Genomic DNA, 25593 nt, shown 5'->3' on the forward strand with positions numbered 1-25593 from the left:
CCACATCTAACCCCAGCGACACGCCGAGCCAGACACACTTTTTGAGCCTTAACCCGGCTAGCCCGAGGACTGGCAACCCCGAAAAACTGCGGGCTGCAAATGTGAATACACGTGTGAATACGGGCTGCAAATGTGAAACTGTGCGAGTTTATGACACTTTCAGGCCATTTTTCGGGCCATTTTTGCCATATACGCGGTCAGTAACTCGGCTCGGCCCGCGGTTGTCAGCCAGCTGGAAAACAGGAGAAAACTACTTCTTCACCAGCACAGTGGTGCCAGCTGCCAGGGGGAGGCGCATCACGTAGGCGTCGTCAAGCTGGAGCATGTATTCGTCGGCTTCGCGGGCAGCGGCGGTGTCGCGGTCGGTGCGTGACGAGTCAGCGATGGTGCCGTCGAGCAGTGCACCGGTCAGTACGAGTGCGCCACCGGAGCGAAGCAGCGGCCAGGCCTTTTCCTGGGCAGCGCGCAGGATTGCCGGGGCGACATCGAGGTAGACCAAATCGTAGGAATCGGCGGCCAGGCGGTCCATGACCTCCAGTGGCTGCGAAGGCAGGAAGCGTTGGCGGTTGGGGCGGATGCCGGCGGCTCGGAAAGCGGCCTTGGCCAGCGACTGGTGTTCGAGCTCCGGGTCGATGCAGGTCAGCACACCGTCATCGCCGAGACCGTCAGCGAGATGCAGCCCGACTACGCCTGCTGCCGGGGATGCGATGACTGCGGCGGGGTGGCCGTCGCGGCGGGCGCTGGCCAGAGCCATGAGCGAGGTCAAAGCGGCGCCGGTCATGGTATCGGGGACGGCAACTCCGTATTCGCGAGCGCTCTCACGGGCACTGTCGAGGGCCTCGGAGATTACGGTCGTGTTGTTGACGTGCTGCGCAATAGCGTCACGTGCGGATAGCGGGGTAGCAGAAGAACTCGTTTCGGACACGCCTTATAGCGTAGGGAAAAACTCCGTGCAGGGCAGTGGGGCGCGCCGGTTGGCGTCGGAGTAGGTGGTCAAAAACGTGGGCCTAGATTGGGTCGAGCTTGAGCCAAACTTGGGCCAAACTGGGGCCAGACTTCTCTGGACTCTCAAACTATTTTCAGGATAAGGTCACTACAAACCTAAGGTTGGTAAGGAACACTGAACCCCATGCCCGAACGAGCCGTGTCCGAACGAGTCAACGCCGAACAAGCCAATGCTGGTGACACCCGCGAGGATGCCTCGGCTGCTGATGCCAAAGAGCAACTGTCCGGCACCGCGGCTTTCGATGCAGGTGTGGGGGAGATGCCATCGTGGTCGGAACTCGTCCAGGCCCATGCGGATAGCGTTTACGGTCTCGCGTATCGGTTGACTGGTAACCAGCAGGACGCGGAAGATTTGACGCAGGAGACGTTCATGCGTGTGTTCCGCTCGCTGAAGTCCTACCGTCCCGGCACCTTTGAAGGCTGGCTGCATAGGATTACCACTAACTTGTTTTTGGATATGGTCCGGCACCGGCAGGTCATCCGGATGGAGGCGCTGCCGGAGAATTATGACCGCGTCCCTGGCACGCTGAAGACACCGGAGCAGGCTGTCGATGACGCGATGCTTGACCCCGACTTGGAGATCGCGCTGGCAGAGCTGCAGCCGGACTATCGCGCGGTGGTAGTCCTCTGTGATGTGGTGGGGCTGACGTATGAGGAAATCGCTAGCACGCTTGGAATCAAGATGGGCACGGTGCGTTCACGCATTCACCGGGCACGTTCCAGCCTGCGGGCGACTTTGGAGCGTCTGGAAAAGGAACGGCAGGAGCTGCCGGAGTCGGTAACTGCGAGCTAGGTTTTGCGCACGGAATCCGCGGGAGCGGCTATTGTGGGGCTAGTTATATAGGTGCGATTTCTGGAGGTGCTGCAGTCTGTGATCCGGCAGGACGATGACAAGCGTTTTTTGTCGACGGAGCATCTCGGCACCGAGGCGATTGCCGCTTTTGTTGATGGGGAGTTGTCGCTCGTGGCTGAGCGCCGTGCGCAGGCGCACCTGATGGCGTGTCCGGAGTGTCGCCGGGAGGTCGCGAAGCAACGCCAGGCGGCCAAGCGTCTGCGTGATAGCGCGGCGTTGCACATTCCCGCTGAGCTGCGTGCTCGTATCGCCGATTTCGCAGGCAGTGGCGAAGATTGCGCCTCTCCGCGGTCCACTCGTCATCTGGCGCACCGCCGGCCGGAGTCGCTGAGTGCTGCGTTAGAGCAGATTGTGCGCAGTTTCCGCAAAGGCGGTAGTCACTAGTGGGCAAACATCGCTCTTTCGATGACTCCGCGTTTGCCCCGGACGCCGACCGCTCCGCCGCAACTGGCGGGTTACAGCGTGCACCAGGGCAAAAGCTTGACGACGATAACTGCGCCACCGCCAAAGAGTATTCGCCGTGGCAGGATTCGTCGTCACGCATGACGACGGGGCGTCCAGCCCGCAAACCCGAAGCGAAGAAGAAACCTCGACCGAAGACGGCTCCCCGCGTCAGCGCGCGGGAAGTGATTTTCGGCCGCGAGGTGCCGTGGCGTGTGATTGCGGCATCGTCGGCCGTGGTGCTGCTCATCGGTGGTGTCGGCGGTTTTGTCGGTGGCTGGGCTGGCAAGACTTTCCGTTCGGACTACCAGCGTGTGGAGTTGCAGCAGGTTGAAGGGCGGCCGGGTAACGGTGATTTGACCGAAATCGGCAAGGTGGCGGAAGCGCTGCGGCCCGCCGTGGTGTCGATTGCGGTCAGTGCCGGCGAAGTTTCGGGCGTGGGCTCGGGGTTCGTCATTGATGGGGACGGCCATATTATTACGAATAACCACGTCGTTTCAGCGGTTGCGGACCGGCATGATATGCAGGTCTCCGTGACGTTTTGGGACGGTGGCAAGCTGAAAGAGGTGCCGGCCAAGATCATTGGCCGTGACCCGAAGACCGACCTGGCGGTGATCAAGGTCGAGGATGTCGCGGGGCTGACCGTGGCTCAGCTGGGTGATTCCAACGAGGTGGCCGTCGGCGACACAGTGATTGCGATGGGCTCTCCGCAGGGCCTGGGCGGAACGGTGACTTCGGGAATTGTCTCGGCGCTTAATCGCCCGGTGCGCCTGGCCGCTGAGGGGACCGACACGGACGGCTACGCCGATGCGATTCAGACCGATGCTTCGATTAACCCGGGTAACTCGGGTGGTCCGCTGGTGGATATCCGGGGTGCAATCATTGGTATTAATACGGTGATTTTTAGTAGTTCGGGTGGTTCACAGGGCTTGGGCTTTGCGATCCCAATCAACTCGGCCGTTGCCATCGCCGAGCAGCTTATGGCCGGTGAGCAGCCGGTTCACCCGGGAATCGGCGTGACAGCGCGCACGGTGTCCAACGGCGCACTGACCGGCGCGGAGATTGCCAGCATTCTGCCGGGCGGTGTCGCGGAACGGGAAGGCCTGCAGGAAGGCGACGTGATTACGGCTGTGGGAGACCGCGCGGTATCCTCCGCAGATGAGCTCACGGTTGCGCTGTGGACTGTTGGTGCTGGTAATGAGGCGGTATTGAAGATTGTTCGACATGGCGCCGAACTGGAGGCGAAGATCACGCCGGAGTAGGTTGGCGCTGGTGCAGAGATTGGCCGGAGAATGAGCAAGCGCGCAATGCTGCATGTGAGTTTCACTGCAACTAAGGTGATATAACGTGTTTTCTAATGTTGGCTGGGGCGAGATTCTCGTCCTCTTTATCCTCGGATTGATTCTCATCGGACCTGAGCGGTTGCCGAAGGTAATTGAGGACATTCGCGCAATGGTCTTGGCTGCGCGCACCGCAATCAATGACGCACGCGATAACCTCTCAGACGAGTTTGGCGAAGACTTTGATGATCTTCGCAAGCCACTGCAGGAGCTCAACGATCTCCGTCGCCTCAACCCGAAGACCGCCATCACCAAGACGCTTTTCGACGGCGATGATACCTACCTGGACATGCTCTCCGGTAAGCCCGCAGCGGGCGGTGGCGGAACTAGCGGTGCCGGGGCTGGCGGTACCGGAGCTGTTGGTGCTGGTGGAGCAGCCGGCGCTGCAGGTGGCGTTGGTGCTGCAGGTCAGCAAAATCAGCAGTCTAACATGAACCAGCAGCCAGCCCAGCCAATTCAGCCACAACAGAACCCGCAGTACCAACAGCCGGGACCGCAGCCGGGCACATGGCAGGATCCGGTTGCCCAGGCCCGTCAACAGCAAGCGCAGCAAACACCACAGCAGCCGCAACAACCGCAACAACCTCAGCAGCCCCGTGGGGTGCAGGCCTGGGTCGACGACGACAACCTATAGCAGTTGCAAACCGTTCCCGACCGCAAGTTACTGACCAGGGTTATGACGCTTTGAGCATAAATTTTGCCACGAAACTGTCATAAACCTAGCCAGTAAATGCATACAGCCGCGTCGGCGGATACACCACCAGCAACACCCGCAACCCCTGGACCACCGAAAACACCTACACCACTGAAAACACCAGCAACATCCGCAACACATACGCCCCAGACACCGCGGCCACAATGAGTAGAGCCCCCTTCCCAGTACCGAAATACCGGAAAGGGGGCGTCGCTGTGACCGTCGTAAAGCGAAGGCCTACTTCGGAGTCACGCCCAAGCCGAGCGACTTGCCTGCGAGCGACTCGCGGCGGACAACCAGCTTGTCAGCGATAGCGTTCAGAGCCTCGCCCGCGCCAGAATCCGGCTTGGACAGGACAATCGGGGTGCCCTTGTCGCCGCCCTCGCGGAGCTCAGTGTCCAGCGGCACCTGGCCGAGCAGTTCGACCTTACCGCCGGTGATCTGGGTAAGACGGCGGGCAACGGTCTCGCCGCCACCTGTGCCGAAGACCTCCATCTTGGAGCCGTCGGGCATCTCCATCCAGCTCATGTTCTCAATGACACCGGCGATGCGCTGGCGGGTCTGCAGCGAAATGGTGCCGGCGCGCTCGGCGACTTCGGCGGCGGCCATCTGCGGGGTAGTAACAATCAGCAGCTCAGCGTTCGGTACGAGCTGCGCCACGGAGATGGCGATGTCGCCGGTTCCTGGGGGCAGGTCGAAAAGCAGGACGTCCAGGTCGCCCCAGAACACGTCCGCGAGGAACTGCTGGATTGCGCGGTGCAGCATTGGGCCACGCCAGACAACCGGTGCGTTGTCGTCGACGAAGTGTCCGATAGAAATCAGCGACACGCCGTGTGCCTGCGGAGGCATAATCATGTCGTCAACCTGGTGCGGCTTTTCCTCGGAGCCCATCATGTGCGGGATGGAGTGGCCGTAGACATCGGCATCGAGCACGCCGACGGACAGACCCTTCGCGGCCAGCGCGGCGGCGAGGTTCACGGTCACAGAGGACTTACCAACGCCACCCTTACCGGAGGCCACGGCGAATACGCGGGTGCGGGAGTCTGGCTGGGCGAATGGGATCACCGGTTCGGAGGCGGTGCCGCGGACGGCGTTGCGGAACTCGCGGCGCTGCTCGTCATTCATCACATCGGTGGTGACGGTGACGTTGCCAACGCCCTCGATACCGTTGAGCGCCTTTTCGGTGCGCTCGATGATGGTGTTTTTCATGGGGCAACCGGCGATGGTGAGGTAAATCTCCACGGCCACGTCGTTGTTGTCCGCCACCGAGATGGACTTGACCATGCCGATCTCGGTAATCGGGCGACGTACCTCAGGATCTTCGACCTGCGCCAGGGCAGTGCGTACTTCAGCTTCAGTAATCGTAGACATTATGTAGTGAATCTTATCGTGAGACCCCGCAAGACAAAGAACCACTGACAAAATCAGCATTTTTCCGCTTTACGACGGTCACAGCGTCCAATCCTTCCGGGAAGAGCGGTGGTGGTGGATTGGTTGGTGGGGCAGGCGGTGGAACAATTGGAAACTGTTAGGCGTTGTCTTCGGTAGAACGCCTTTTGGCAATAGGTTTAGCAATACTTTTGGCAAACTGAGTCACCAATTACTGTGACAACAACTACTGCGACAACAACTGCAAGGGAACGGTGAGAGTACCGATGGCAAATGGGGAAGCGAACAGCGGCTGGGGGAGCGACCGAGAGCGGAGCGTTAAGTCCCGGTTGCCTCAGCGTCAGGTGCCCGAAGGGTGGCCGGTGGGCAGCTTCACCAACTACGCTGACGCGCAGGCGGCGGTGGATTCGCTCAGCGACCGCGATGAGTTCCCGGTGTCAGATCTCACCATCGTCGGTGTTGACCTGATGCAGGTGGAGCGCGTGGTGGGCAGGCTGACCTGGCCGAAGGTTCTCGGCGGCGGCGCGCTGTACGGCCTATGGATGGGCCTGTTCTTCGGCCTTATTCTGGGGCTTTTCCAGGAAGATTGGGTGAGCCCGCTGATTGTTGGTCTCGGTATGGGTGCCATCTTCGGCATCGTGCTGGCTGCAGTCCCATACGCCATGCAGAACGGCAAGCGGGATTTCTCCACCACGACGGAGATTGTTGCTCGTCGCTACGATGTTTTGTGCAACCCGCGTAATGCCGAGCGCGCTCGCGACCTGCTGGCGCAGCGGGCGCTCGGTGGGAACCGTGGGTAGGTTTCTGTTCAGCGGTTTTAGCTGGTTGCTATGTAACCCCTACTGGTCCAACACAGCTATCTCCGAGCCGTCGATGTAAACATCATCGTTTTCGTCCATGATGAACCTGGACGCAACGGCGTCACATCCAAGAGTTTTTCCCAAGTTGTAGCAAGAGATTCCGCCTATAGTGACCGATTCTCCTGGCTCGAGCATCTTTGAAGGATTCAATTTACCGAGTGGGGTTTCAAGCATCATCGACACCGGCAGGAATCTATCCCGAGGCCCGTTGGAGATGAGGTAATTGAGAGGCCCATCGCCATCGGGCGAATCTGTATGCTCAGGGTCGACGGAGACGTACGGTACCTTCTGTCCCGAGTCGAAAAATGCCTTAACGAAACAATAGATTCCCTGTCTGTCCGGATTGATGAAGCACGCTACGTCACGGTCGGAAAACTCAACGTAGTAGTGGCCCATGTAGTTCACTACGCTGTCGGTCCAGAATTCCTCTGGATTAACTTCGGTGGTTTGAGACTTCCAGCCAGAGTCGTCAGATTCGGTATCGGTGCGATCGCCGACCCCACCCCAGCCAGTTTCGGCCCACTGCTGGTAGTCGTTGAAGCGGTCTGCGCCGGTGGGGCGCTCGGATGCGTCGCCTTCGGCCTCGGCTAGGCCTAGCTCGCCCAGGAGTGTGCCGTCGGGACGCACGCCCATGTCTTTCGGCGTGGTTGTTGGCGTGTCTTCGGTGACGGCATCGAGTACTTTTTCCTGCGTGGAGACATCGTCATCATCAATGTCGATATTGATTGATGTGCCGTCTTCAATATCGATGACGTTGATGTTGTTGATGGTGATGTCGGTTTCGTAGATGGTCACGACGCTGCGTGGTTCGTAACCGTCCCAGTTGGCTTTACTTACCTCTGGCGCGGTGTAACCATTCCATGCCTCAGCAAGTGGATTGCCGCAGGAACAGCGAACGCGGGGCACCCCGTAAGCGTCGACCATGACTGCAGTGCCGCGCTGCAGCACTGACTGGTATGGAGTTGCGCGTCCGTTGTCGTAGCCGTGGTTGGTGACCCATGTGTCCTGGCGTAGGACAACTGGGGTCAAGGACTTAACGTACCTCGGCACATCAGACGCATTGATGCCGATTCCTTGGGCGAATGCGGTGTTGAGGTCGTCGTTGTCGTTGAGGTTCGCAACGAGTGCATCTGCATCGCAGACGCTGAGCTGGCCGGAGCCGCCGTAGAGGTTGGGGTCATTTCCGGCGACAGCTCCTTGAGAAGACGTGTTAACCAAGTCGGAGTCATCAGGTGATGCGACCGCTTTTTCGTTGACCGTGGAATCCATAAAAGGACTCGGTCCAGGGTCTTCGGAAGAAATGTAAGACATCGCTGCAAGACTCCTGCCTCGACCGGTAAGGAAAAAGGCAGTGGTGCCGCCGGCGATGACCAAAACGACAACAGCGATAAGTGCTAACACTTTGCCGCTCAGGCCGGATTTCTTCTTGCCGCGCTCTGTGTCCGACGGCGCCTGCTCGGAATATTGGTCAGACGACTGCGGAAGTATCTGGCGGTCCGGATTGAACTCTCCCCACTGCGTCCATTCCGTTTGGGCTCGCTCGGGAGCGAACTGCAAGGTTTCGGGATCGGGAGCGCGTTTGCTCCACGCAAACTCCGGCGCGTCATCCTGTCGTGCCGACGGTTCGGGTGCTGGCTGCTCCGGCTCCCGCTCAACCTGCTCCCGCTCAACCGAGTCACCAGTTCCAGCCGAATCGAAGCTCGGACGCGACTCGGCATGGTCATCTGCAGGAAGGGCCCAGGAATCGGAACCATTTTCCTCAGGTGGTGGGAGCTCCCAGGGATTGTTACTCATTAAGGCGCCTTAAAATCAGTAAGAAATTTTTTAAACCTTAATTAAGTCTACTAACCTGTCCAGCGCAGCCGATCCCCAATGGGGAAAGCTCCCCACCTACAGGAATTACCAGCGCAAAGCTAGCGAACTTCCCGGGGGAAACGCGTGCAACAAGCCACCGAGATAACCCAGCGGATGGGTCGCAATGGCCGTCGTAAAGCGATGCCTGCCGGAAGCTGAGGCTACAGCCACTTGTTGCGGCGCAGGAGCCATACCAAAAACGCCACGATGGCGAACATGATGGCGAGGACGAAGAAGTACCCGTACTCCCAATGCAGTTCGGGCATGCGGTCGAAGTTCATGCCGTAGATACCGGCCAGAGCGGTCGGGACGGCGAGAATAGCCGCGTACGCCGAGATGGTACGCATGTCCTGGTTCTGCTGCAGCTGGATCTTCACTGCGGCGGCGTCGATAAGGGCGGAGAGGCGTTCGTCAAGCCCGTTGACGAGGTCGGCGGCGACCAGCTGGTGGTCGAGAACGTCGGAGAGATAACGGCTGACATCCCTCGGCATGATGTCCTCACGTAGGTTCATCAGCGAGCGCAGCGCCGGTGTCAGCGGATCGATGGCATGGCGCATTTCCAGAATCTCTCGCTTGAGGATGTAAATGTCCTCAATATCCGAATCCAGATTCGGCTCGAAGACTTCGTCTTCCATAATTTCCACGCGATCTTCCAGCTGCAACGCAATGCGCAGGTATGCGTCGACAAGGTTGTCCGTCAGCGCCCACAGCACGCCCGCCGGACCGTAGTCGATGGCGTCAGTGGTGTTTTCCACGCGCGCGCTGATGCGCTGCATATCCGAGCTCGGCATGCCCATACGGATGGTGATTACATACTCCGGGCCAATGACAATCATCAGCTGACCAGAGCGAATGATCTCATTTTCGTCGCCCGCGAGACCTTCCGGAGAGTAGTGAATCGAACGAATCACAAAAACCACGTGATCATCGTGAATCTCAATCTTTGGGCGCTGACGGTTGGTCAGTGCGTCCTCCACCGTCAGCTCGTCCAGGCCGTAGAGCTCGGCGATGGCATCCATCTGGGTTGCGTTGGGGCGCGACAACGACAGCCATGTGAAGCCCTCGCCAAAATTGCGCACCTCGGAAAGGCCGGAGAAGTGGTCGAAGGTGCCCGGCAGACGCTTTCCGCCGATGTAGACGCCGCAATCGCGCAGGGCATCTCTCACCGCCATCGATTGCGTTTCTCCCGTGCTTGACGACGAACCGTTGGTGCGCGTCACCTTCGAGACAGCCGACTTTGCTGCGGATTTAGCCGCATTCGTCGCCCGAGCAGTCTTGCCGGGCTTTGTTGTAGCCGGTGGTGTTGAGCCTTTACTTGCAGAGCTAGTTCGCGGATTGCGAGCCTTCGCCGACGCGCTGTTCTTGCGGCTATTCTCTCCACCCATTCCGGGAGACCTCACAATCCGTTGGTAGGTTACGCTGGTGTCGATGATTGATTTTAGACGTGCGAACGCCGGGTTCCACTTTCGCATCGGCTCAATAGGTCGCAGGGGTGGATCCAAAGCTGCGGCGTGCACTTTTGTAGCCTTGGCGTTGAGCGCTGTGACAGCGGGGATTGGCCTCGTCGCATGTTCTGATTTGGATCCGCAGATGCCTGTTCCACCAGAACAGGAGGCAGTAGTAACTGTCGGAGCAGACCTCCGAAACCCCGAGCAAGCAGCTCTCGCACACCTTTATGCGCAAAGCTTTGAGAGGGTAGGGCGGCAGGCAGAGGTCGTCGGCATTCACGATGCTGACGACCGGTTGCGGGCTGTGCGCAATGAAGCGGTGCTGGTCTCTTTCGGGTGCACTGGTGAGCTGCTAGGTCTGAGTGATCCGGCGTCGGCGGCGTTGTTAGCTGAGGATTACGCGGAGGATTCCACCCCGGACAAGCAATTCAGTGGTGAGTGGCGTGACCGCGTTTATGATGCTTTCTCGCGCTCGCTACCGGGGCAAGTCATGGCCACCGACGCGGGTATGGCACAAGGGTGTGCTGGTGTTTCCGCTGAGAATCCAGGGGCGGGCTTGCCGCAATGGCTTGTGCCTTTCTACGTCAAGCCTGCGTTGGATCGGGACAACCGGGTCCGTGTACTCAACGAAATCGCCGGATCTCTGAGTACAGAGGATTTAAAGCTGATGACTCGAGCTGTAGCCAGCGGTGCTAACCCAGAGTTGGTGGCCCGGGAGTGGCTTGAAGGGCTGTAGTCGGGTCTTGGATTGCTTTCCAGAGGACACGAAACAGACCCCCGAAGCCCCATATGTGCAGGCCAGATGAAGAAAAATGGCCTCATCCCCAAATATTACGGGCTGCAAATGTGAATGCACACGTGAACGCGGGCTGCAAATGTGAAACTGTGTGAGTTTATAGCGCTTTCAGGCTATTTCTCGGGCCATTTGTGCTATAAGTGGGGTCACTAACTCGCATTGCCCCACCGCCGCTGACATAAAAGTAGTCAGTAACTCGCATTGAGGGCTAGGTAGCCAAAAGGTGTCCACCGGTCGACACGCTGAGCGGACACATTTTTGTCTATTAACCTCTGTCTACTGTGCGACTGGCAATTGCCAGACAGAAAGTAAGGGGCTCCAACCGAGTGGTTGGAGCCCCTTAACGTTGACACGCCAGCTGGTGAAAGCCAGCCGGTGAAGCGGAGCTTAAACTCGCGGCTTCACCGCGGCCTCGTGAGACCTACTTGAGAGCCTCTTCCAGCAGAGCCTTCTCCTCAATCTGGTGGACCTTGGCCACACCAGTTGCGGTGGAGGACTGAGCACGGCGGGAAACGCGGGTCAGCTTCGGCATATCCGGCAGAACCTCTGGGAGGTTCAGTGCCAGGAACGGCCATGGACCCTGGTTTGCCGGCTCGTCCTGGACCCAGCGGACTTCCTCGAGGTCCGGGTAGGACTCGAACAGGTCGCGGAGGCGGTTGTGCGGCAGCGGGTGCAGCATCTCCAGGCGAGCAATAGCGATGTCGTCGCGCTTGTCTTTCTTGCGCTTCTTCTCCAGCTCCCAGTAGACCTTGCCCGAGCACAGCAGCAGGGTCTTGATGCCGGACTTGTCCTTGGAGGCGAAGTTCGGATCATCGATGACCGAGCGGAACTTGTTCGGGTTGGTAAAGTCCTCGACGGAGGAGACTGCCATCTTGTTGCGCAGCATCGACTTCGGCGAGAACACAACCAGTGGGCGGTGCAGGTCCGAGAGTACGTGGCGACGCAGCAGGTGGAAGTAGTTAGCCGGCTCGGACGGCTGAGCAACGGTGTAGGAACCCTCGGCTGCCAGCTGCAGGAAGCGCTCGATGCGTGCCGAAGAGTGGTCCGGGCCCATGCCCTCGTAGCCGTGCGGCAGCAGCAGAATCAGCTTGGAGGTCTGACCCCACTTAGCCTCACCGGAGGAGACGTACTGGTCAATGGTGGTCTGAGCACCGTTGGCGAAGTCACCGAACTGTGCCTCCCAGAACACGGCTGCGTCCGGGTTACCCAGGGTGTAGCCGTACTCGAAGCCCATGCCTGCGTACTCGGTCAGTGCCGAGTTGTAGATCATGAAGCGGCCGCCGTTCTTGGACTTACCGTAGGCGTCAATCGGGTTGTATTCCGAACCGTCCTCGGCGTCAATCAGAACTGCGTGGCGAGAGGTGAAGGTACCGCGGCGGACATCCTCACCTGCGAAGCGAACGTCGATGCCAGCACCGGTGAAGGAGCCGATTGCCAGCAGCTCGGCCATACCCCAGTCGATGCCGCCTTCCTGCGTCATCTGGGCGCGCTTCTTAGCGACCGGCGCAACACGCGGGTGAATCTTGAAGCCCTCTGGGAGGTTGACGTAAGACTGACCAATCTCGACAATCTCAGCCTTGTCGATGCCGGTCTTCAGACCGTGCGGCAGCGGCTGGGAGCCTGCAATACCGGACTGGTCGCCCGGCTTTGCGTCCTGAGCTGCGCGGACCTCGTTGAAGACCGCTTCCATCTGATCGTGGAAGTCTCGGCGAACTGCCTCGTACTCTTCCTCGGAGATGTCACCGCGACCGATGAGGTCCTCGGTGTACTGAGCGCGAACGCTTTCCTTGTCGTCGATAATCTTGTACATCAACGGCTGGGTCATGGACGGGTCGTCGGCCTCGTTATGGCCGCGCTTGCGGTAGCAGACCAGGTCGATGAAGACGTCCTTGCCGTAGCGGTTACGGTACTCAACAGCCAGCTGACCAACCCAGACAACAGCCTCCGGGTCGTCACCGTTGACGTGGAAGACCGGGCAGCCGTATGCCTTGGCAATGTCGGTTGCGTAGTAGGAGGAACGTCCGGAATCCGGCGAGGTGGTGAAGCCAATCTGGTTATTCACCACGATGTGGACGGTACCGCCGACCTTGTAGCCACGCAGGGACATCAGGTTCAGGGTCTCCTGGACAATGCCCAGGCCAGCGAAGGATGCGTCGCCGTGCAGCAGCAGCGGCATGACGGAGTAGCCCTCTTCGCCCTTGTTGATCTGGTCCTGGCGTGCACGAGCAAGACCCTCAACGACTGGGTTGACGGCCTCAAGGTGGGACGGGTTTGCCGTCAAGGTGACGTCAATCTCGCCCTCGCCGAACATCTGGATGTGACGGCCAGTAGTACCCAGGTGGTACTTGACGTCGCCGGAACCGCCGACCTGTGCTGGGTCGATGTTGCCTTCGAACTCGGTGAAGATCTGGCGCAGCGGCTTGCCGACGATGTTTGCGAGCACATTCAGTCGACCGCGGTGTGGCATACCGATGACGACCTCATCCAGGTCAGCACCAGCAGCGGTATCGATAGCAGAGTCCATCAGCGGAATCAGCGACTCTGCGCCCTCAAGGGAGAAGCGCTTCTGGCCGACGTACTTCGTCTGCAGGAAGTTCTCGAATGCCTCAGCAGCATTGAGCTTCTGCAGGATGTACTTCTGCTCAGCGTGGGACGGCTTCGGCTGACCGCCCTCAAGGCGCTCTTCCAGCCACTCGCGCTCTTCGCGGTCGAGAATGTGAGTGTACTCGGAGCCGACCTTGAGGCAGTATGCGTTGCGCAGGCGCGAGAGAACCTCACGCAGCGTCATGGTCTCCTTGCCGCCGAAACCACCGACGTTGAAGGTACGGTCCAGATCCCACAGGGTCAGGCCGTGTTCCTCGATATCGAGGTCAGCGTGGTTCGGAGCGGTAGTATTCGGCTGGTCATAACGCAGCGGGTCGATGTCAGCCAGCAGGTGCCCGCGGGAGCGGTAGGCCTCAATCAGACGCATAACGCGGGTGTTCTTGTCGACACCCGTGTTTGGCAGGTCCTGTGCCCAACGAATCGGGGTATACGGGACGTGCATGGTCTCGAAGATGTGGTCCCAGAACTTGTCGTCGACAAGCAGGTTGCTCATCGTACGCAGGAACTCACCGGACTCTGCGCCCTGGATAATGCGGTGATCGTAGGTAGAGGTGATGGTCACCAGCTTGCCGATGCCCATCTCTGCCAGACGGTCAGTGGAAGCACCGGCGAACTCAGCCGGGTAATCCATGGAGCCGACACCGATAATCGCGCCCTGGCCCTTGGTCAGACGCGGGACAGAGTGACGGGTACCGATGCCGCCCGGGTTGGTCAGGGAAATCGTGACACCCTGGAAGTCCTTACCGGTCAGCTTGCCGTGGCGTGCACGAACGACGATGTCCTCGTAGGCATCGACGAACTGCTTGAAGGTCAGGGTCTCACACTCGCGGATTGCGGCAACGACGAGCGAACGAGAGCCGTCCTTAGCCGGCATATCAATAGCCAGGCCGAGGTTAATGTGCTCCGGAGTAACCAGAACCGGCTTGCCGTCAACAACCTTGTAGTTGTTGTTCATATCCGGGTGAAGCATGACAGCCTTCACCATGGCGTAGCCAATGATGTGGGTGAAGGAAATCTTGCCACCGCGGGCGCGAGCCAGATGATTGTTAACCAGGGTGCGGTTTTCAAACATCAGACGTGCCGGCATATCGCGGACCGACGTAGCAGTCGGCATCTCCAGGGAGACATCCATGTTCTTGGCGATAGCCCGTGCGACGCCCTTTAGAGGTTCCTCGCCGGATTCAACAGCGGAAACCTTGGCTGCTGCATCCATTGGGGACTTCTTTGGCTTCGGCGACATCGGCTTGCTCGGGGTCTTAGTTGGTTCGAGCCCCTTGGACTCACGACGTCCGGTTGCCTTAGCCTCCACCTTCGTGGCTGCTGCGGGCTTTGCCATATCGGAAAGTTCCTCGCCCTTTCGGGACGGGGTGTGGGTTGCGAAGAATTCGCGCCATTCCTGACCCACTGACTGTGGATCCTTCTGGAATTGCTGGTACATCTCGTCGACCAGCCATTCGTTCTGGCCGAAGCTCATGTCGCTGCTCACGGCAGGTACTCGCCTCTTTTCGTCTTAGTTTTACTAACTCACGTTTATTCTAATGAGCGCAAGCTTCAAAGTGTCATTCAAGGATAACGAAAATTCTGAATTACTACACCGTCGCGCTCCCCATATGGTACTTGCTCCAGAGCTCAGAGTACGGGCCACCCGCCGCGAGGAGTTCGTCATGGGAGCCGTCCTCGACAATACGCCCGTGGTCCAGCACCAAAATTCGGTTGGCTCGCGCAGCTGTTGCCAAGCGGTGTGCCACAATAATTGCCGAGCGTTGACGTGAAGCGCGGTCAGTGGCCTCAAGGATCGCCGATTCTGTTGCAGGGTCCAAGGTCGCGGTGGCTTCGTCGAGAAGCAGCAGTTCAGGGCGCATCATTTCGGCACGAGCGAGAGCGATGAGCTGACGCTGGCCGGAGGAGAGTCCGCGGCCGTCGGGGCCAACGGGGTGGTGGAAACCACCGGGCAGGCTAGCAATGGTGCTGAGGGCACCGACGTTCTTCGCGGCCTGCTGAATTTCAGCATGACTGCTGTTCGGTAAACCATAGGAAATATTTGTTGCTACTGTCCCCGAAAACAGGTGTGATTCTTGGGGGACGTAGCCGAGGGTGCGTCGCCAATCATTAAGAGGGAAGTCGCGAATGTCGGTCTCGGAGGCGCGCACCACACCGTTGACCGGGTCGTAGAAGCGGGCGAACAACTTAATGATTGTCGATTTCCCAGCACCGGTGGATCCGACGATTGCGACCGTTTCGCCGGCCGTAATATGCAGATCGAGGGCATCGAGAACCTGCGGGCGTTCGTGGTCGGAGTCAACGACCGGGTAGGAGAATGTCACCTTGTCCAAGCGAAGGTCGCCAGCAGCTGCGCGGGAAGCGCCGTCGGCTGTGCCGTGATCTGGCATGGGATCGGTCTGTAAAAGGTCACTAATGCGGTTGAGCCCGACCTTGGCTTGCTGATAGCCGTCGAAAACCTGGGACAGCTGCTGAATTGGGCCAAAGAGCATGCCCAGGTACAGAGTGAAAGCCACGAGGACACCGGCGGTCGTTGTCCCCGCTGCAACTTGTTGGGCACCGACTGCCAGGACGGCGGCCGTAGCCAGCTCGGAGATGAAGTTGATGCCGGGGAAGAACAGGGCTACGGCCATCTGTGCCTGCTGACGAATAGCGCGGTATTTATTGGACTCCTCGGCGAAGGAAGATTCGATATCGGCGACGCGGTGGTACATCCGAATTTCGCGCAGCCCACCAATGGTCTCTTGGAAGTCAGCGTTAACCAGGGAAAGCTGCTCGCGTGCGGCTTTGTAGAGGCGCGATGAGATGCGGCGGAAAACCAGAGTGGCCACCACGATAATAGGAAGCGTCGCCAGCGCCACCGCAGCGAGAGACAGCTGGGTAGCAAGCAATAGGCCCGAGACACCGAGCAGAGTAAACGTGGCTATCGCGCCCTGCGCCAATCCGGTTTGAAGGAACGAGGAAAGAGCGTCGATGTCGGTTGTCATCCTGGTCATGATGGCGCCCGAGCGATTGGCTTCGAAATAATTAATGCCAAGTGATTGTAGGTGGCGGTAGCAGCGCACACGCAGGGCATAGAGCAGCCGCTCACCGGTGCGCGCTGTAACTACAGCGTTTGTTGCGACGGCAATCCAACTGATGAGGACTGTGGCCAAACCACCGGCGGCGCAGGCCCAAAGCACGGCCTCGTTACGCTCACTGATCCCGTGGTCAATGGCGTAGCGTACGAGCATGGGGAACGCCAGATCAGCGATGGCAATCAGCGCGAGCAGAGCAATGACACTTATAAATAGGCCACGGACGTAAGAGAGCAGTCTGCGTAGCGAAAACGGTTCGGAGTTGTCGAGCGCTGCAGCTGGTACACGTGGCGTTTCCGTGGCGGGTGGAAGGTTGCGTACCCGCTCGAGAAGCTCGGGCGTTGCAGGAGCGTTGGCAAGAGCCGCGCCCATGCCACCGCCACCGCGACCGCGGCCACCGCCGCCCGGACCGCCAGGACCACCAGAGCCACCGGGGCCACCGGGGCGGCCAGCAGCTCCACTAGTGCGACCGCTCATCTGCGAGGTGCCGCCTCCGGGACGTCGAGAAGCAGTGCCAGAAGCGGGGGAGATAGCCGCCAGTACGGCTTCATCGGGCCAGAGTTCTTCGGGGCTGGGGTCCTCACTGTCGATGGGGTCGAGGACGAGGTTCTCAATCTCTGGGTAGGCGCTCCGGTCGATATCCATCAGTTCGGTAAAGCGCGGATGAGAAGCAATCAGTTCGGCTTTGGTGCCAATGCCGGTGATAGTGCCGTTTTCGAAAATCGCGACGTGGTCCGCTTGCTCTAGGGTGGAAGAGCGATGTGCCACGATGACGATGGTTGTATCCGCCAGCTGAGAAGTCAGCGCGTTGAAAATCTCCAACTCTGTTGCGGCATCGATTGCTGAGGTCGCGTCGTCGAGAACTAAGATTCGCGGACGGGCGAGAAATGCCCGCGCCAATGCCACTCGCTGAGCTTGCCCGCCGGAGAGATTATGCCCGCGCTCACCAATTGCGGTGTCCCAACCCTGTGGCAGGTCGTCGACGAAGTTAACCTGGGCGGCCGTCGCTGCGGCGACGATTTCCTCTTGGGAGGCATCGGGGTTGGCGAAGGCGATGTTTTCACGCAACGTACCTGCAAATAGATAAGGAGTATCCGGCACGACAGTAATAGCGTCATACACATCGCTGGAGAGGATTCGCGCGGTGTCAGTGGAAATGCCATGACTGGGCGCATCGATGGTGATGGTTCCTGAATCCGGCAGGTAGTGGCGTCCGAGCAACTCCGTGGCGATAGTCTTGCCAGAGCCCGGCGGGCCAATCAACGCCAAGGTTGCCCCCGGGGCGACGGAGAAAGAGGCATCGTCGATAAGCGTGCGTCCGCCGCGAGTGTGGGTGACATGGTGAAAGCTGATGCCCACGGGGCCGTCGGGGAGGGCAAGCGGGTCGGTGGGCTCGTGATTGTCGGGACGGGTGTCGATGACATCGGAGATGCGGTCGATGCTTGCCGACGTCAGCTGTATCGAGATGACCATGTTGGAGACCAAGCGTGACAGGGTAGTCAGGCTGGTGAGATACGTAGCAAATGCCACGAACGTGCCCAGGGTAATATGCCCGTTGATAGCGAGCCAGCCGCCGACAGCGATGTTTCCCACGAGGGACAATTGCGGCAATGATTGCAGTGCCGGTTGGAACCGAGCGCTGAGTTTAGCTGCGCGCAGGCGGAGGGAATAGAGCAGGGAGGAGTTGCGCTCCATCCTCGCAACTTCGTTGTCGCCCTGCGCAAACGCTTTGACAACGCGGATGCCCGAAACCGTTTCCTCTACCTGGCCGGCGATTTCGCCAGCTTGCTGTTGTGCCGCCCACGTTGCTGCATGGAGTTTGTCACGCGAATTTACCGCGATGTACACGATTGCCGGGGTCACTGCCAGGCCGACCAAAGTCAGTGGTAGTGAGAGCGCGAGCATGATGCCGACGGTAATGAATAGCTTGACGACGGATCCCAGCGTCAGCGGCAACATTGCCAGCAGCCCGGATACTGCTTGGAGGTCTGAAATTGAACGAGATACAACTTGGCCGGTGTTGACTCGGTCCTGTGCTGGGCCATCGAGATTCTGCAGGGAGCGAAGGATTTTTAGCCGCAGGTCGTGTTGAACATCGATGGAGAGTTTGCCCGAGAAGAACCTGCGTCCCGCCTGGGCGACGAAGCGCACCAACGCGATGGCCAGGAATATGGAAATGACTGCCTGTAGGGGAGTTAAAGAAGGCAGCAGCTGTGCCGGGATGCCACCGTCGGAAGAACCGATTGCCACATCGATGGCATCTCGAGTGAGCAGGGGAAGTACGGACTCTAAGCCGACGACAACCAGCGCTGCGACTATGACGCTATAGAGCGGTAATGGCCTGTGAAGAGACTGCTTCCACAAGAACTTCATGGGTGAAGTTCTGCGTGGTTTGCTCTCGGCCATGGTGGTACCGCTCTTCCATTGAAAACATCGCTGAAGGGTAACGTGGGACGGGTAATCGGGTGGAGGACTTACTTATTTTTCTTTTTCTTCGGCCACTTCAGTGCGGAGGGAATAGAGAACCCCGAGGACTCTGAGCCCTCAGGCGTGTCGGTTTTAGCCGGCAGTTGGCGTTCAAATTCCGACCAGTCTTGGGGCAGCGGGCCCAGAGAAGCGCGGGTAGAGCTAATGAGGCTACGGCCGAGTTTTCGGTTTGCCGAGGCTCCGACTGCGGCGCCAATGCCAAATGGCAGTAGCTTGCCAATGATTGCCAAGCGCGCGTTCTTCATCAAGCGCTTGCGTGCCTCGCGAATCAGCAGCCTGTTTGCTGCTCCCAACTGCGGTACACCAAGCCGTGGCAGCAGGGAATTCACCGAGGTTTTGGTTTGCTTTCGCAGAGATTCCTCGCCAAGTAAGGAGGCCATGATAGCCGTTCCCTCGGAGCCACTCATGGCTGCAAGGATCAACGTGCGACGGCGCTCTGGGTCGGTGATGTCAATATTGCGCAGAGTTGCCGAGGCCAATGTATGCCAAGCCGAGGCTTCCAAGAACAACAGTGATTCACCGGTAACCGCAGCCAAGCCTGTAATCATGCCGACACCGGGCAGGAATGCGCTGCCACCAGCTGCGCCGCCGGTGCCAGTGACCAGATTGAGATAGTGGGCATCAATACGCTCCTGCACCTGCGCTGGAGTCTCATCCTTTTTACGCTTGTGCAGGGAACCTACGTAGCCGGTGATGGCCGACGACTGCCAGCTCATCGTCTTATCTAGCGTTTGGATAAGCAGTGTTCCCAGCTTTCCGGCATCACGTTCGATGGCTTCGGGAGTTGAATTCACCGCATCAGTCACTGGGCGTTGCGAATCCTTCTTCGTCTTTTGGAACAAAGTAGTAGACCTCCTAAAAGGGCTCTGTTGAGAGCCATATGCCTCTATAAACACTACTGAGCTGTGGAAAATTCCGGAATCGGTGGAAAATGGATAGGTGTACGGCGGTTACTTGTAGCCGATTGCTGAGACTGCGAAGGGCCACGAATGCAGCGCCGCGGTGACGTGTTGGTAGCTGTTGAGGCCAGAGCAGTGTTCGGCGCATTTTCAATAAGAGAAGGGTGAGATTGGTGAACAACATCGCGCGAGGTGCCGCATTTCCTTCCGAGTACTCCCAGTTGTTGGCAGACTTTCCCCGCTTTTCCGCGGATGTCATGCCTCACGACGGTGCCGCGGAGTGGCAGCTTTCTGCTGAGTCGGTGACTGATGCGATTGAAGCCGGGAGGAAGCTGTTTCCCATGCCCGAAGTTGAACACGATACTCGATTCCAAGCCCAGCTGTGGTGGTGGTCCATGTGCGGAGCATTGGTGGGGCCATCGCTTGCGTGCATGTTGGTTTCCGATCGGGTGCCGGTGTGGCAGTGGTCGTCGTGGTTCGCTTTTCTCCGAGACGACTATTGGGTCGGGTTCCAAGCTCAACAGTTTGAAGACATTTCCGCTGAGGATCCGGACGAGTTGCGAGAATGTGGCGAGGGGCTGGCCCGCTTCCTGGAGCCGTTGGCTCAAGTCGTTGGAGAAGTCGGAGAAATAAAACCCGCTCCTCTGTGGGCCGTAGCCGCAGATGCGGTGGCTAACGCAGCAATTGCTGCCGGAAACGAGCTGATGGAGCCCTGGCGCGGAGCGCTTATCGGCAAACATGTCGTGGAAGGGATGCAGGGAATACATAAGGTTCCTCTTCCACGCTTTGTGGATTCTTGTGACGGCGAGGTACGCCCCTGGGATGAAGTTGCTGCTGAGTCGCAAGAGGAGCCGGATTTTGGCGTAGTTACGCATTTGGAGCGAGCCACTTGTTGCATGATCTTTCATTGCCCAGGCGCCGACCTTTGCGTCTCGTGTCCGAAACGCTCGCGTGAAGAACGACATCAACTCTGGGCACGTTACTGACTGCTCTGTTTGCGGTGTCTGAAAGCCGTCAGACCGCGCCCTTACCGGCCACGTTGCCGACTTCGAACTAGAGTCAAGGCTGCCGAAGTCATCTTTTGCAGTGATTGCCGGGGGCATAGGCTGCCCCATGATTGCGCGTTTCTCGCTACGATTGGCTGCGGGTAGAGGCCAATTATCTTTCAAGGGAGGATTCCACCCATGAGCTTTTTCGAGCAGATTGCTGCGGCACTGGACCGCGAGGGCATTGAAAGCCGTGTCAATGACGACACCCTCTTCGTTCCCATTACCTCTGACCTGGAGGTTCAGTTCGTCACCATCGATGAGAACATCCCGGCCGCCGAAGTTTACGTAGCTGCTGCTGATGTGGATGATGAGGACGACGAGTTCGAAGCTGTTCTGGTCTCCGCTGTGTTCTCTGTCGAAGATGCCGTCGCAGCGGTTGCCCACCACGTAGCCACGGACCAGGTTGTAGGCCTGCTGCGCACTCTGCTCGATGGTGATGATGACCGCATTGCCGATTTGGAGTTTGAGCAGGATCCGGAAGAGGCAACCTTGGTCACCGCGGAAGTCGGTACCTCGTCGCTGGTTCAGGTTCTGGTCACTGCCCACAACAACCAGCCCAGCGCGCACGTCCGCTTCATCTCTCAGGACGCTAACCTGGACGACATCGTTGACCAGGCCATCGCAGAGTTCTGGGACTCTGACACGGAGACGGTTCTCACTGATGATGACCGCCGTAAGATGTTCGCAGACCTCTACGCTGATATCCAGACACTGCGCAATGAGGTCCTGGCGCTGGGCGCCTTCAAGGATTTTGACAAGCTGCTGGATGTCCTTGCTCTCGTGGTAGATCGTGCAGAGGAGTGGGAAGACCAGCTCGCACCTGTCGATGATGGGTATGCGGAGTACATCTACTCGGACCACGTTGCCTCCTTGGAAGATGATGACGAGGACGACGATGATGACGACCTCTACGACGACGGTGACTACGACGACGATGACGATGAAGACACCGACGACGATGAAAGTGACGACAACGAGTAGCGGTACTGCGACTGTGGGCAGCGCTGTGACCAGCGCTAAGCCGCCGATGAGCGAGGCGAAACGAGCTCGGTAGGACACGGCAGTGGCCGCGCGTCCCGGGTGCCAATCCAGCTATAACGGCGCCCCGGAAGTGCGAGGTCGGTGCCGTTTTCGTGTATCTTGCTGCCGTCTTGAGCACGATGGAGTGCCTCAGCCACGGCCCGTGTGCGACGGCGGTTTTCTTCCCGTGTCCGATTTGAGCCGCCAATTCCACGGAGCACTACCTCCGATGAGGATTCCACCTTGATGGAAACGGAGTACATAAACATGGGCTCATCCTTCAAGATGAAGTATTCCGCGTAGATGTCAGCAAGCTGGGAGACCAGCGCGCGAGGGAGAGTTATCCGGGATGCGCGGACGGTGACCACCGGCCCGTCGGGAAGCGAGAAGGTGTGATCCAGCGCGCCGGGCGCATGCCTTCGTCCGATGCTGGGGTGGCAGAGTATCGCGCGGATGAGGCCCAGATCTTCCGAGCATTCGGCGCGATACCTAGCGGATAGTGGGGGAAGGGGCAGACGGCGATGGAAGGGAAATTCGTGTGCTGTGCTCATGGCCCACAAGTTATCGAACACCCCGGACTGGTAGTTTCGAACGAATAGAACAGCTGTTCGATATAGCTTTAGTGCCTGATGTTAATTGGAGTGTGTGGTCAGTAGCCCTCGCCGGGAAATCTTGATTTACGGTTGTCTACGCTCCCTCGGCCGGTGAAAATCCAGTTTCTAAGTCGTGGTGCTAGCACTAGCCCGAGGGGCTGGCAAAAATCACCCCCGAATCATCAAAGAAGTTAAAATTTTCCACCTCGGATACTTTCGGCTCTTGCTTCCCTGTTGAACAATCTATTTTGATTTGTAACGCCGGCGAGATGAATGAAGGTAACTTAGTCCTCGGTGGCGAATTTCACCCTAGCTTTTAAAACTCCCAAGATTCTCAAAGCGGGCGCTAATACACTGTGCCGTACAAGTTTTCTGTACAGAAATGGAGTACCGCACACTATGGCCAGTTCGAAGAAGGCAGTCACGTTAACAGCCGCACTGTCGGTAGCGGCGGGCAGCTTCGTACCGGGGATCGCGCAAGCTGGAGTAGCCCCAGCTGAGGGGGTACCGGCGCAGGTGGCGCCGACAAGCTCGGGCATCGTTATCGGCCCAGGTTCGCCGATGCGTATGCCGTTCCCTAGCAGTCAGAACATTGAGGGCCGTCACATTGAGTCCCCGATGTGCTCGCTGGGAGTTCCAGGCACCGTTGTGGATCAGAACGGCGTTTCGCACCGAGTTATTATGACCGCTGGCCACTGTGTCGTGGCGAAGGACGAAGACTCCGGCGAGGAGCTCACGGGCCAGTTCTTCATCCCAACCAAGGATGGCGACAAGCTGTTCAGTGGGGATTACATGGGCACCGACGTCATGCCCGATGAAGACACCTTCGACGAGAACACTACCGTCCAGGAGTACTTCAACACGCTGTTCAACAGCGCTGACTACGGCATCGTTGCCGTTCGGGATGACACCAAGACCACCTCGATGTCGCACTCCGTGGATGAGTTCGGCAATGTTCACGGCGAGCCGGTTCAGATTGTCGGTATCGAAGATAAGCGCACTCTTGCGCCGATGGAAATTGCTATCGACAACCTTGGTGAGCCGGTGTGCACCGACGGTTCCCGTACCGGTCGCGGCTGTGGTTTCCAGCTCTTCCGCGTTCGCAACGGCATCTGGGCAATTTCGCCGATTGACCACGGCGACTCGGGTGGAAATGCTTACAATCCGGTGACTCGCGAGGCCATTGGCGTTAACTCCATGGGCATTGGTCCGCTGAGCCGCTTCCAGCCTATTGATGTCGCTCTCGAAGAGCAGTACGGCATCCCGGACGGCCAGGTCAACGACCGATTCAAGGTGGAGTCCTCCGCCGAGCCGCAGTCGGAGTTCCGCACGATTGACGAAGACGTTCAATTCACTAAGCAGCACGTCCAGCCGGAGCAGCCGGACCTGGGAGCGATTGCTGATCTGCTGCCAGAGGACATCGAGCTCCCACCGGAAATCGCGGACATCATTTCGGAAAGCCCAGCTCTGCCGAATCTGACCGCTCAGCAGGTATCGGGTTCGACCGCTCAGGCAGCTCAGGCTGTCAATGACCTTTCCGCCCAGGCAGGTCTGCCGAACCTGTTCTAGTCAGGTCACCGCAGCTTCGTAGATAGGGCGTTCGCTTGACGACGCTCGTTGCACCCCTATTCCGCCACAGTGGCGGGGTAGGGGTTTAGCTTTCGGTTGTTTGGGTTCAAAAATTTTATAAGCTGGACCAAGGTATATGCGATAAATGCCTTGCCAAGTTTAGAGTGTTGGGATTTTTCAAGATGAAGAGTTTTTCGACTGATCTGGGTTATGATGATTCGGACATAGAGTCAGTTGTTACTTATGCCGAAAAGATAGTGGGAAAGACTCTTCGAGAAACACTTGGCGTTGAGGATTTGGATGACCCAAGGGTGAAGCGAGGAGCATTTGGTTCAGCGCTGGAGACTCTTTATTTCAAAATTCCTGCTAATAACAGCGCGGAAGCAGATTTCACCAAAATCGGCGTTGAATTAAAAAGCACGCCCATGAAATTAACCAAAAAAGGTACGTACTCCGCCAAGGAACGTCTGGTCCTGTCGATGATCGACTACTTTTCGCTTCCTGAGGAGCAGTGGGTTGAGTCGCATCTGTTGGGCAAGATTCACCGCATGTTGCTGGTGGCGTATCTCTTTGAAAAAGATAAAAATCCTGTTGATTACCAGGTTCTACTCGCGAAACTCTGGGAGCTTTCACAGGACGATATCGTTCAGCTGCGCAGTGATTGGGAATTGATTCAGAAGAAGGTCAGCTTGGGGCAAGCGCATACCATTTCTTCTGGGGACACAATGTACCTGGAAGCCTGCACAAAGGCTGCGAATAGTTCGGTTACGCGGAAACAGCCATTCTCAGATGAGCCTGCGAAGCCTCGCGCCTGGGCATTTAAGCGGAGTTATATTGATGTCATTCTCAACGGCATGCTTAATGCCCAGGAGATTGAGCGAGAGCAATCAGAAGCAGATATGGATCTGCTTGCGTTGGTAAAGAAGCGGTTTTCTCCATATATGGGTCGCACGCTCACTAGCTTGGCGGAAGATTTGGGCTACAGCGGTGCGCGCCTCCCTAAACATATTGGCAGCCTTATAGCTAAGAGTATTCTCGGCGTCGATAAGGAATCTGAAATTGCTGAGTTTGTGAAAGCTGGAATTGTCCCGAAGGTTATCCGCTTAAAGAGGAATGGGCGGCCCAAAGAATCTCTATCTTTTCCCAGATTTTCCTACGATGACCTGGTGGAACAGGGTTTTGACCAAAGTGAGTTTAATGAACAGTTGGCGCAAAAGTACCTTTTCGTTGTCTTTCGCGAAGATGAATCAGATGCTGGAGAGTTTCGACTAGCTGACGTAGTGTTCTGGCAAATGCCGGACTATGACTTGGTAGAGGCTCGTGCATGTTACGACCTAATGCGGGAGCGTGTAATCGGCGGGCGCGCTAGTGAGTCGGTCAAGAGTACGGAAAACCGTTGTTGCCATGTTCGGCCGAAGGCACGAAATGCCGCAGATACCGTTGTTACCCCTCAGGGTGAGACTGTGGTCAAAAAGTCTTTTTGGCTGAATGCAAAGTATGTAGGGGACGAGATTCGTCGGGTTCTAAACCCTTAGCTTCTATAGTAAGCCTGTTCGAATTTCTGGATGGTTTTGGTGAACTTGCAGCCAGTTTGATCCGGCCTCTGTGTCATGGT

The 25593-nt window shown here is 58.1% G+C and carries 18 protein-coding genes; 10 read left to right on the top strand and 8 right to left on the bottom strand.

The genetic code is table 11. From position 1 onward, the window contains the following. Positions 1-250 precede the first annotated feature (250 nt). Complete coding sequence (locus Q0U90_RS05900; protein WP_297452525.1) at positions 251-925, bottom strand: class I SAM-dependent methyltransferase; 675 nt, start codon at positions 923-925, stop codon at positions 251-253. Between the two features lie 204 nt (positions 926-1129). Between Q0U90_RS05900 and sigE the strand changes: the two genes are divergently transcribed. From sigE to tatB, 4 genes are all read left to right on the top strand, one after another. Beyond that, entirely contained in the window at positions 1130-1798 is a 669-nt protein-coding gene (gene sigE, locus Q0U90_RS05905) for an RNA polymerase sigma factor SigE (RefSeq protein ID WP_297452526.1), read from the top strand. A gap of 66 nt (positions 1799-1864) precedes the next feature. Then, the gene (locus Q0U90_RS05910) at positions 1865-2242 is read left to right on the top strand and encodes a zf-HC2 domain-containing protein (protein ID WP_297452527.1); all 378 of its coding nucleotides are present in this window, start codon (positions 1865-1867) and stop codon (positions 2240-2242) included. Then, positions 2242-3561, top strand: coding sequence for a trypsin-like peptidase domain-containing protein (locus Q0U90_RS05915; RefSeq protein WP_297452528.1), 1320 nt, complete (start codon positions 2242-2244; stop codon positions 3559-3561). The genes Q0U90_RS05910 and Q0U90_RS05915 overlap by 1 nt, the downstream gene beginning before the upstream one ends. 85 nt (positions 3562-3646) lie before the next feature. Continuing rightward, entirely contained in the window at positions 3647-4273 is a 627-nt protein-coding gene (gene tatB / locus Q0U90_RS11630; protein WP_366516635.1) for a Sec-independent protein translocase protein TatB, read from the top strand. Positions 4274-4570: 297 nt separating this feature from the next. Here the strand turns inward: tatB and Q0U90_RS05925 are convergent, their stop codons facing one another. Then, entirely contained in the window at positions 4571-5704 is a 1134-nt protein-coding gene (locus Q0U90_RS05925; RefSeq protein ID WP_101738685.1) for an Mrp/NBP35 family ATP-binding protein, read from the bottom strand. 284 nt (positions 5705-5988) lie between these two features. On the opposite strand from Q0U90_RS05925, the gene Q0U90_RS05930 reads away from it, so the two are divergent. Next, on the top strand, positions 5989-6522 hold the full coding sequence (locus Q0U90_RS05930) for a general stress protein (RefSeq protein ID WP_297452529.1): 534 nt from the start codon (positions 5989-5991) through the stop codon (positions 6520-6522). Between the two features lie 39 nt (positions 6523-6561). Here the strand turns inward: Q0U90_RS05930 and Q0U90_RS05935 are convergent, their stop codons facing one another. Beyond that, complete coding sequence (locus tag Q0U90_RS05935) at positions 6562-8376, bottom strand: DUF6777 domain-containing protein (RefSeq protein WP_297452530.1); 1815 nt, start codon at positions 8374-8376, stop codon at positions 6562-6564. A gap of 221 nt (positions 8377-8597) precedes the next feature. Continuing rightward, positions 8598-9821 carry a magnesium and cobalt transport protein CorA gene (locus Q0U90_RS05940; RefSeq protein ID WP_297452531.1) on the bottom strand — a complete coding sequence of 408 codons (1224 nt, stop codon included), beginning with the start codon at positions 9819-9821 and terminating at the stop codon, positions 8598-8600. Between the two features lie 157 nt (positions 9822-9978). On the opposite strand from Q0U90_RS05940, the gene Q0U90_RS05945 reads away from it, so the two are divergent. Then, positions 9979-10620 (top strand): hypothetical protein, encoded by a 642-nt coding sequence (locus Q0U90_RS05945; protein ID WP_297452532.1) that lies wholly within the window; start codon positions 9979-9981, stop codon positions 10618-10620. Positions 10621-11101: 481 nt separating this feature from the next. Here the strand turns inward: Q0U90_RS05945 and Q0U90_RS05950 are convergent, their stop codons facing one another. The 3 genes from Q0U90_RS05950 to Q0U90_RS05960 form a co-directional block, all read right to left on the bottom strand. Beyond that, the gene (locus Q0U90_RS05950; protein ID WP_297452533.1) at positions 11102-14770 is read right to left on the bottom strand and encodes a multifunctional oxoglutarate decarboxylase/oxoglutarate dehydrogenase thiamine pyrophosphate-binding subunit/dihydrolipoyllysine-residue succinyltransferase subunit; all 3669 of its coding nucleotides are present in this window, start codon (positions 14768-14770) and stop codon (positions 11102-11104) included. A gap of 103 nt (positions 14771-14873) precedes the next feature. After that, on the bottom strand, positions 14874-18734 hold the full coding sequence (locus Q0U90_RS05955) for an ABC transporter ATP-binding protein (protein WP_297452534.1): 3861 nt from the start codon (positions 18732-18734) through the stop codon (positions 14874-14876). Positions 18735-18835: 101 nt separating this feature from the next. After that, a complete protein-coding gene (locus tag Q0U90_RS05960) occupies positions 18836-19690 on the bottom strand; it encodes a hypothetical protein (RefSeq protein ID WP_297452535.1) in 855 nt (284 codons plus the stop codon). A 230-nt stretch (positions 19691-19920) separates the two neighbouring features. Between Q0U90_RS05960 and Q0U90_RS05965 the strand changes: the two genes are divergently transcribed. Both Q0U90_RS05965 and Q0U90_RS05970 read left to right on the top strand, forming a co-directional pair. Continuing rightward, positions 19921-20733: a (2Fe-2S)-binding protein gene (locus tag Q0U90_RS05965; protein WP_297452537.1), complete on the top strand. Its 813-nt coding sequence runs from the start codon at positions 19921-19923 to the stop codon at positions 20731-20733. A 198-nt stretch (positions 20734-20931) separates the two neighbouring features. Continuing rightward, on the top strand, positions 20932-21777 hold the full coding sequence (locus Q0U90_RS05970; RefSeq protein WP_297452539.1) for a hypothetical protein: 846 nt from the start codon (positions 20932-20934) through the stop codon (positions 21775-21777). Between the two features lie 35 nt (positions 21778-21812). Here the strand turns inward: Q0U90_RS05970 and Q0U90_RS05975 are convergent, their stop codons facing one another. Beyond that, complete coding sequence (locus tag Q0U90_RS05975; RefSeq protein ID WP_297452540.1) at positions 21813-22367, bottom strand: hypothetical protein; 555 nt, start codon at positions 22365-22367, stop codon at positions 21813-21815. A 441-nt stretch (positions 22368-22808) separates the two neighbouring features. Between Q0U90_RS05975 and Q0U90_RS05980 the strand changes: the two genes are divergently transcribed. Together Q0U90_RS05980 and Q0U90_RS05985 are read left to right on the top strand one after the other, a co-directional pair. Beyond that, positions 22809-23978, top strand: coding sequence for a hypothetical protein (locus tag Q0U90_RS05980; protein WP_297452541.1), 1170 nt, complete (start codon positions 22809-22811; stop codon positions 23976-23978). A 182-nt stretch (positions 23979-24160) separates the two neighbouring features. After that, positions 24161-25513, top strand: a complete 1353-nt coding sequence (locus Q0U90_RS05985; protein ID WP_297452542.1) for a Sau3AI family type II restriction endonuclease — start codon at positions 24161-24163, stop codon at positions 25511-25513. Positions 25514-25593 lie beyond the last annotated feature (80 nt).

This window comes from uncultured Corynebacterium sp., assembly GCF_946998835.1.
GTDB lineage: Bacteria > Actinomycetota > Actinomycetes > Mycobacteriales > Mycobacteriaceae > Corynebacterium.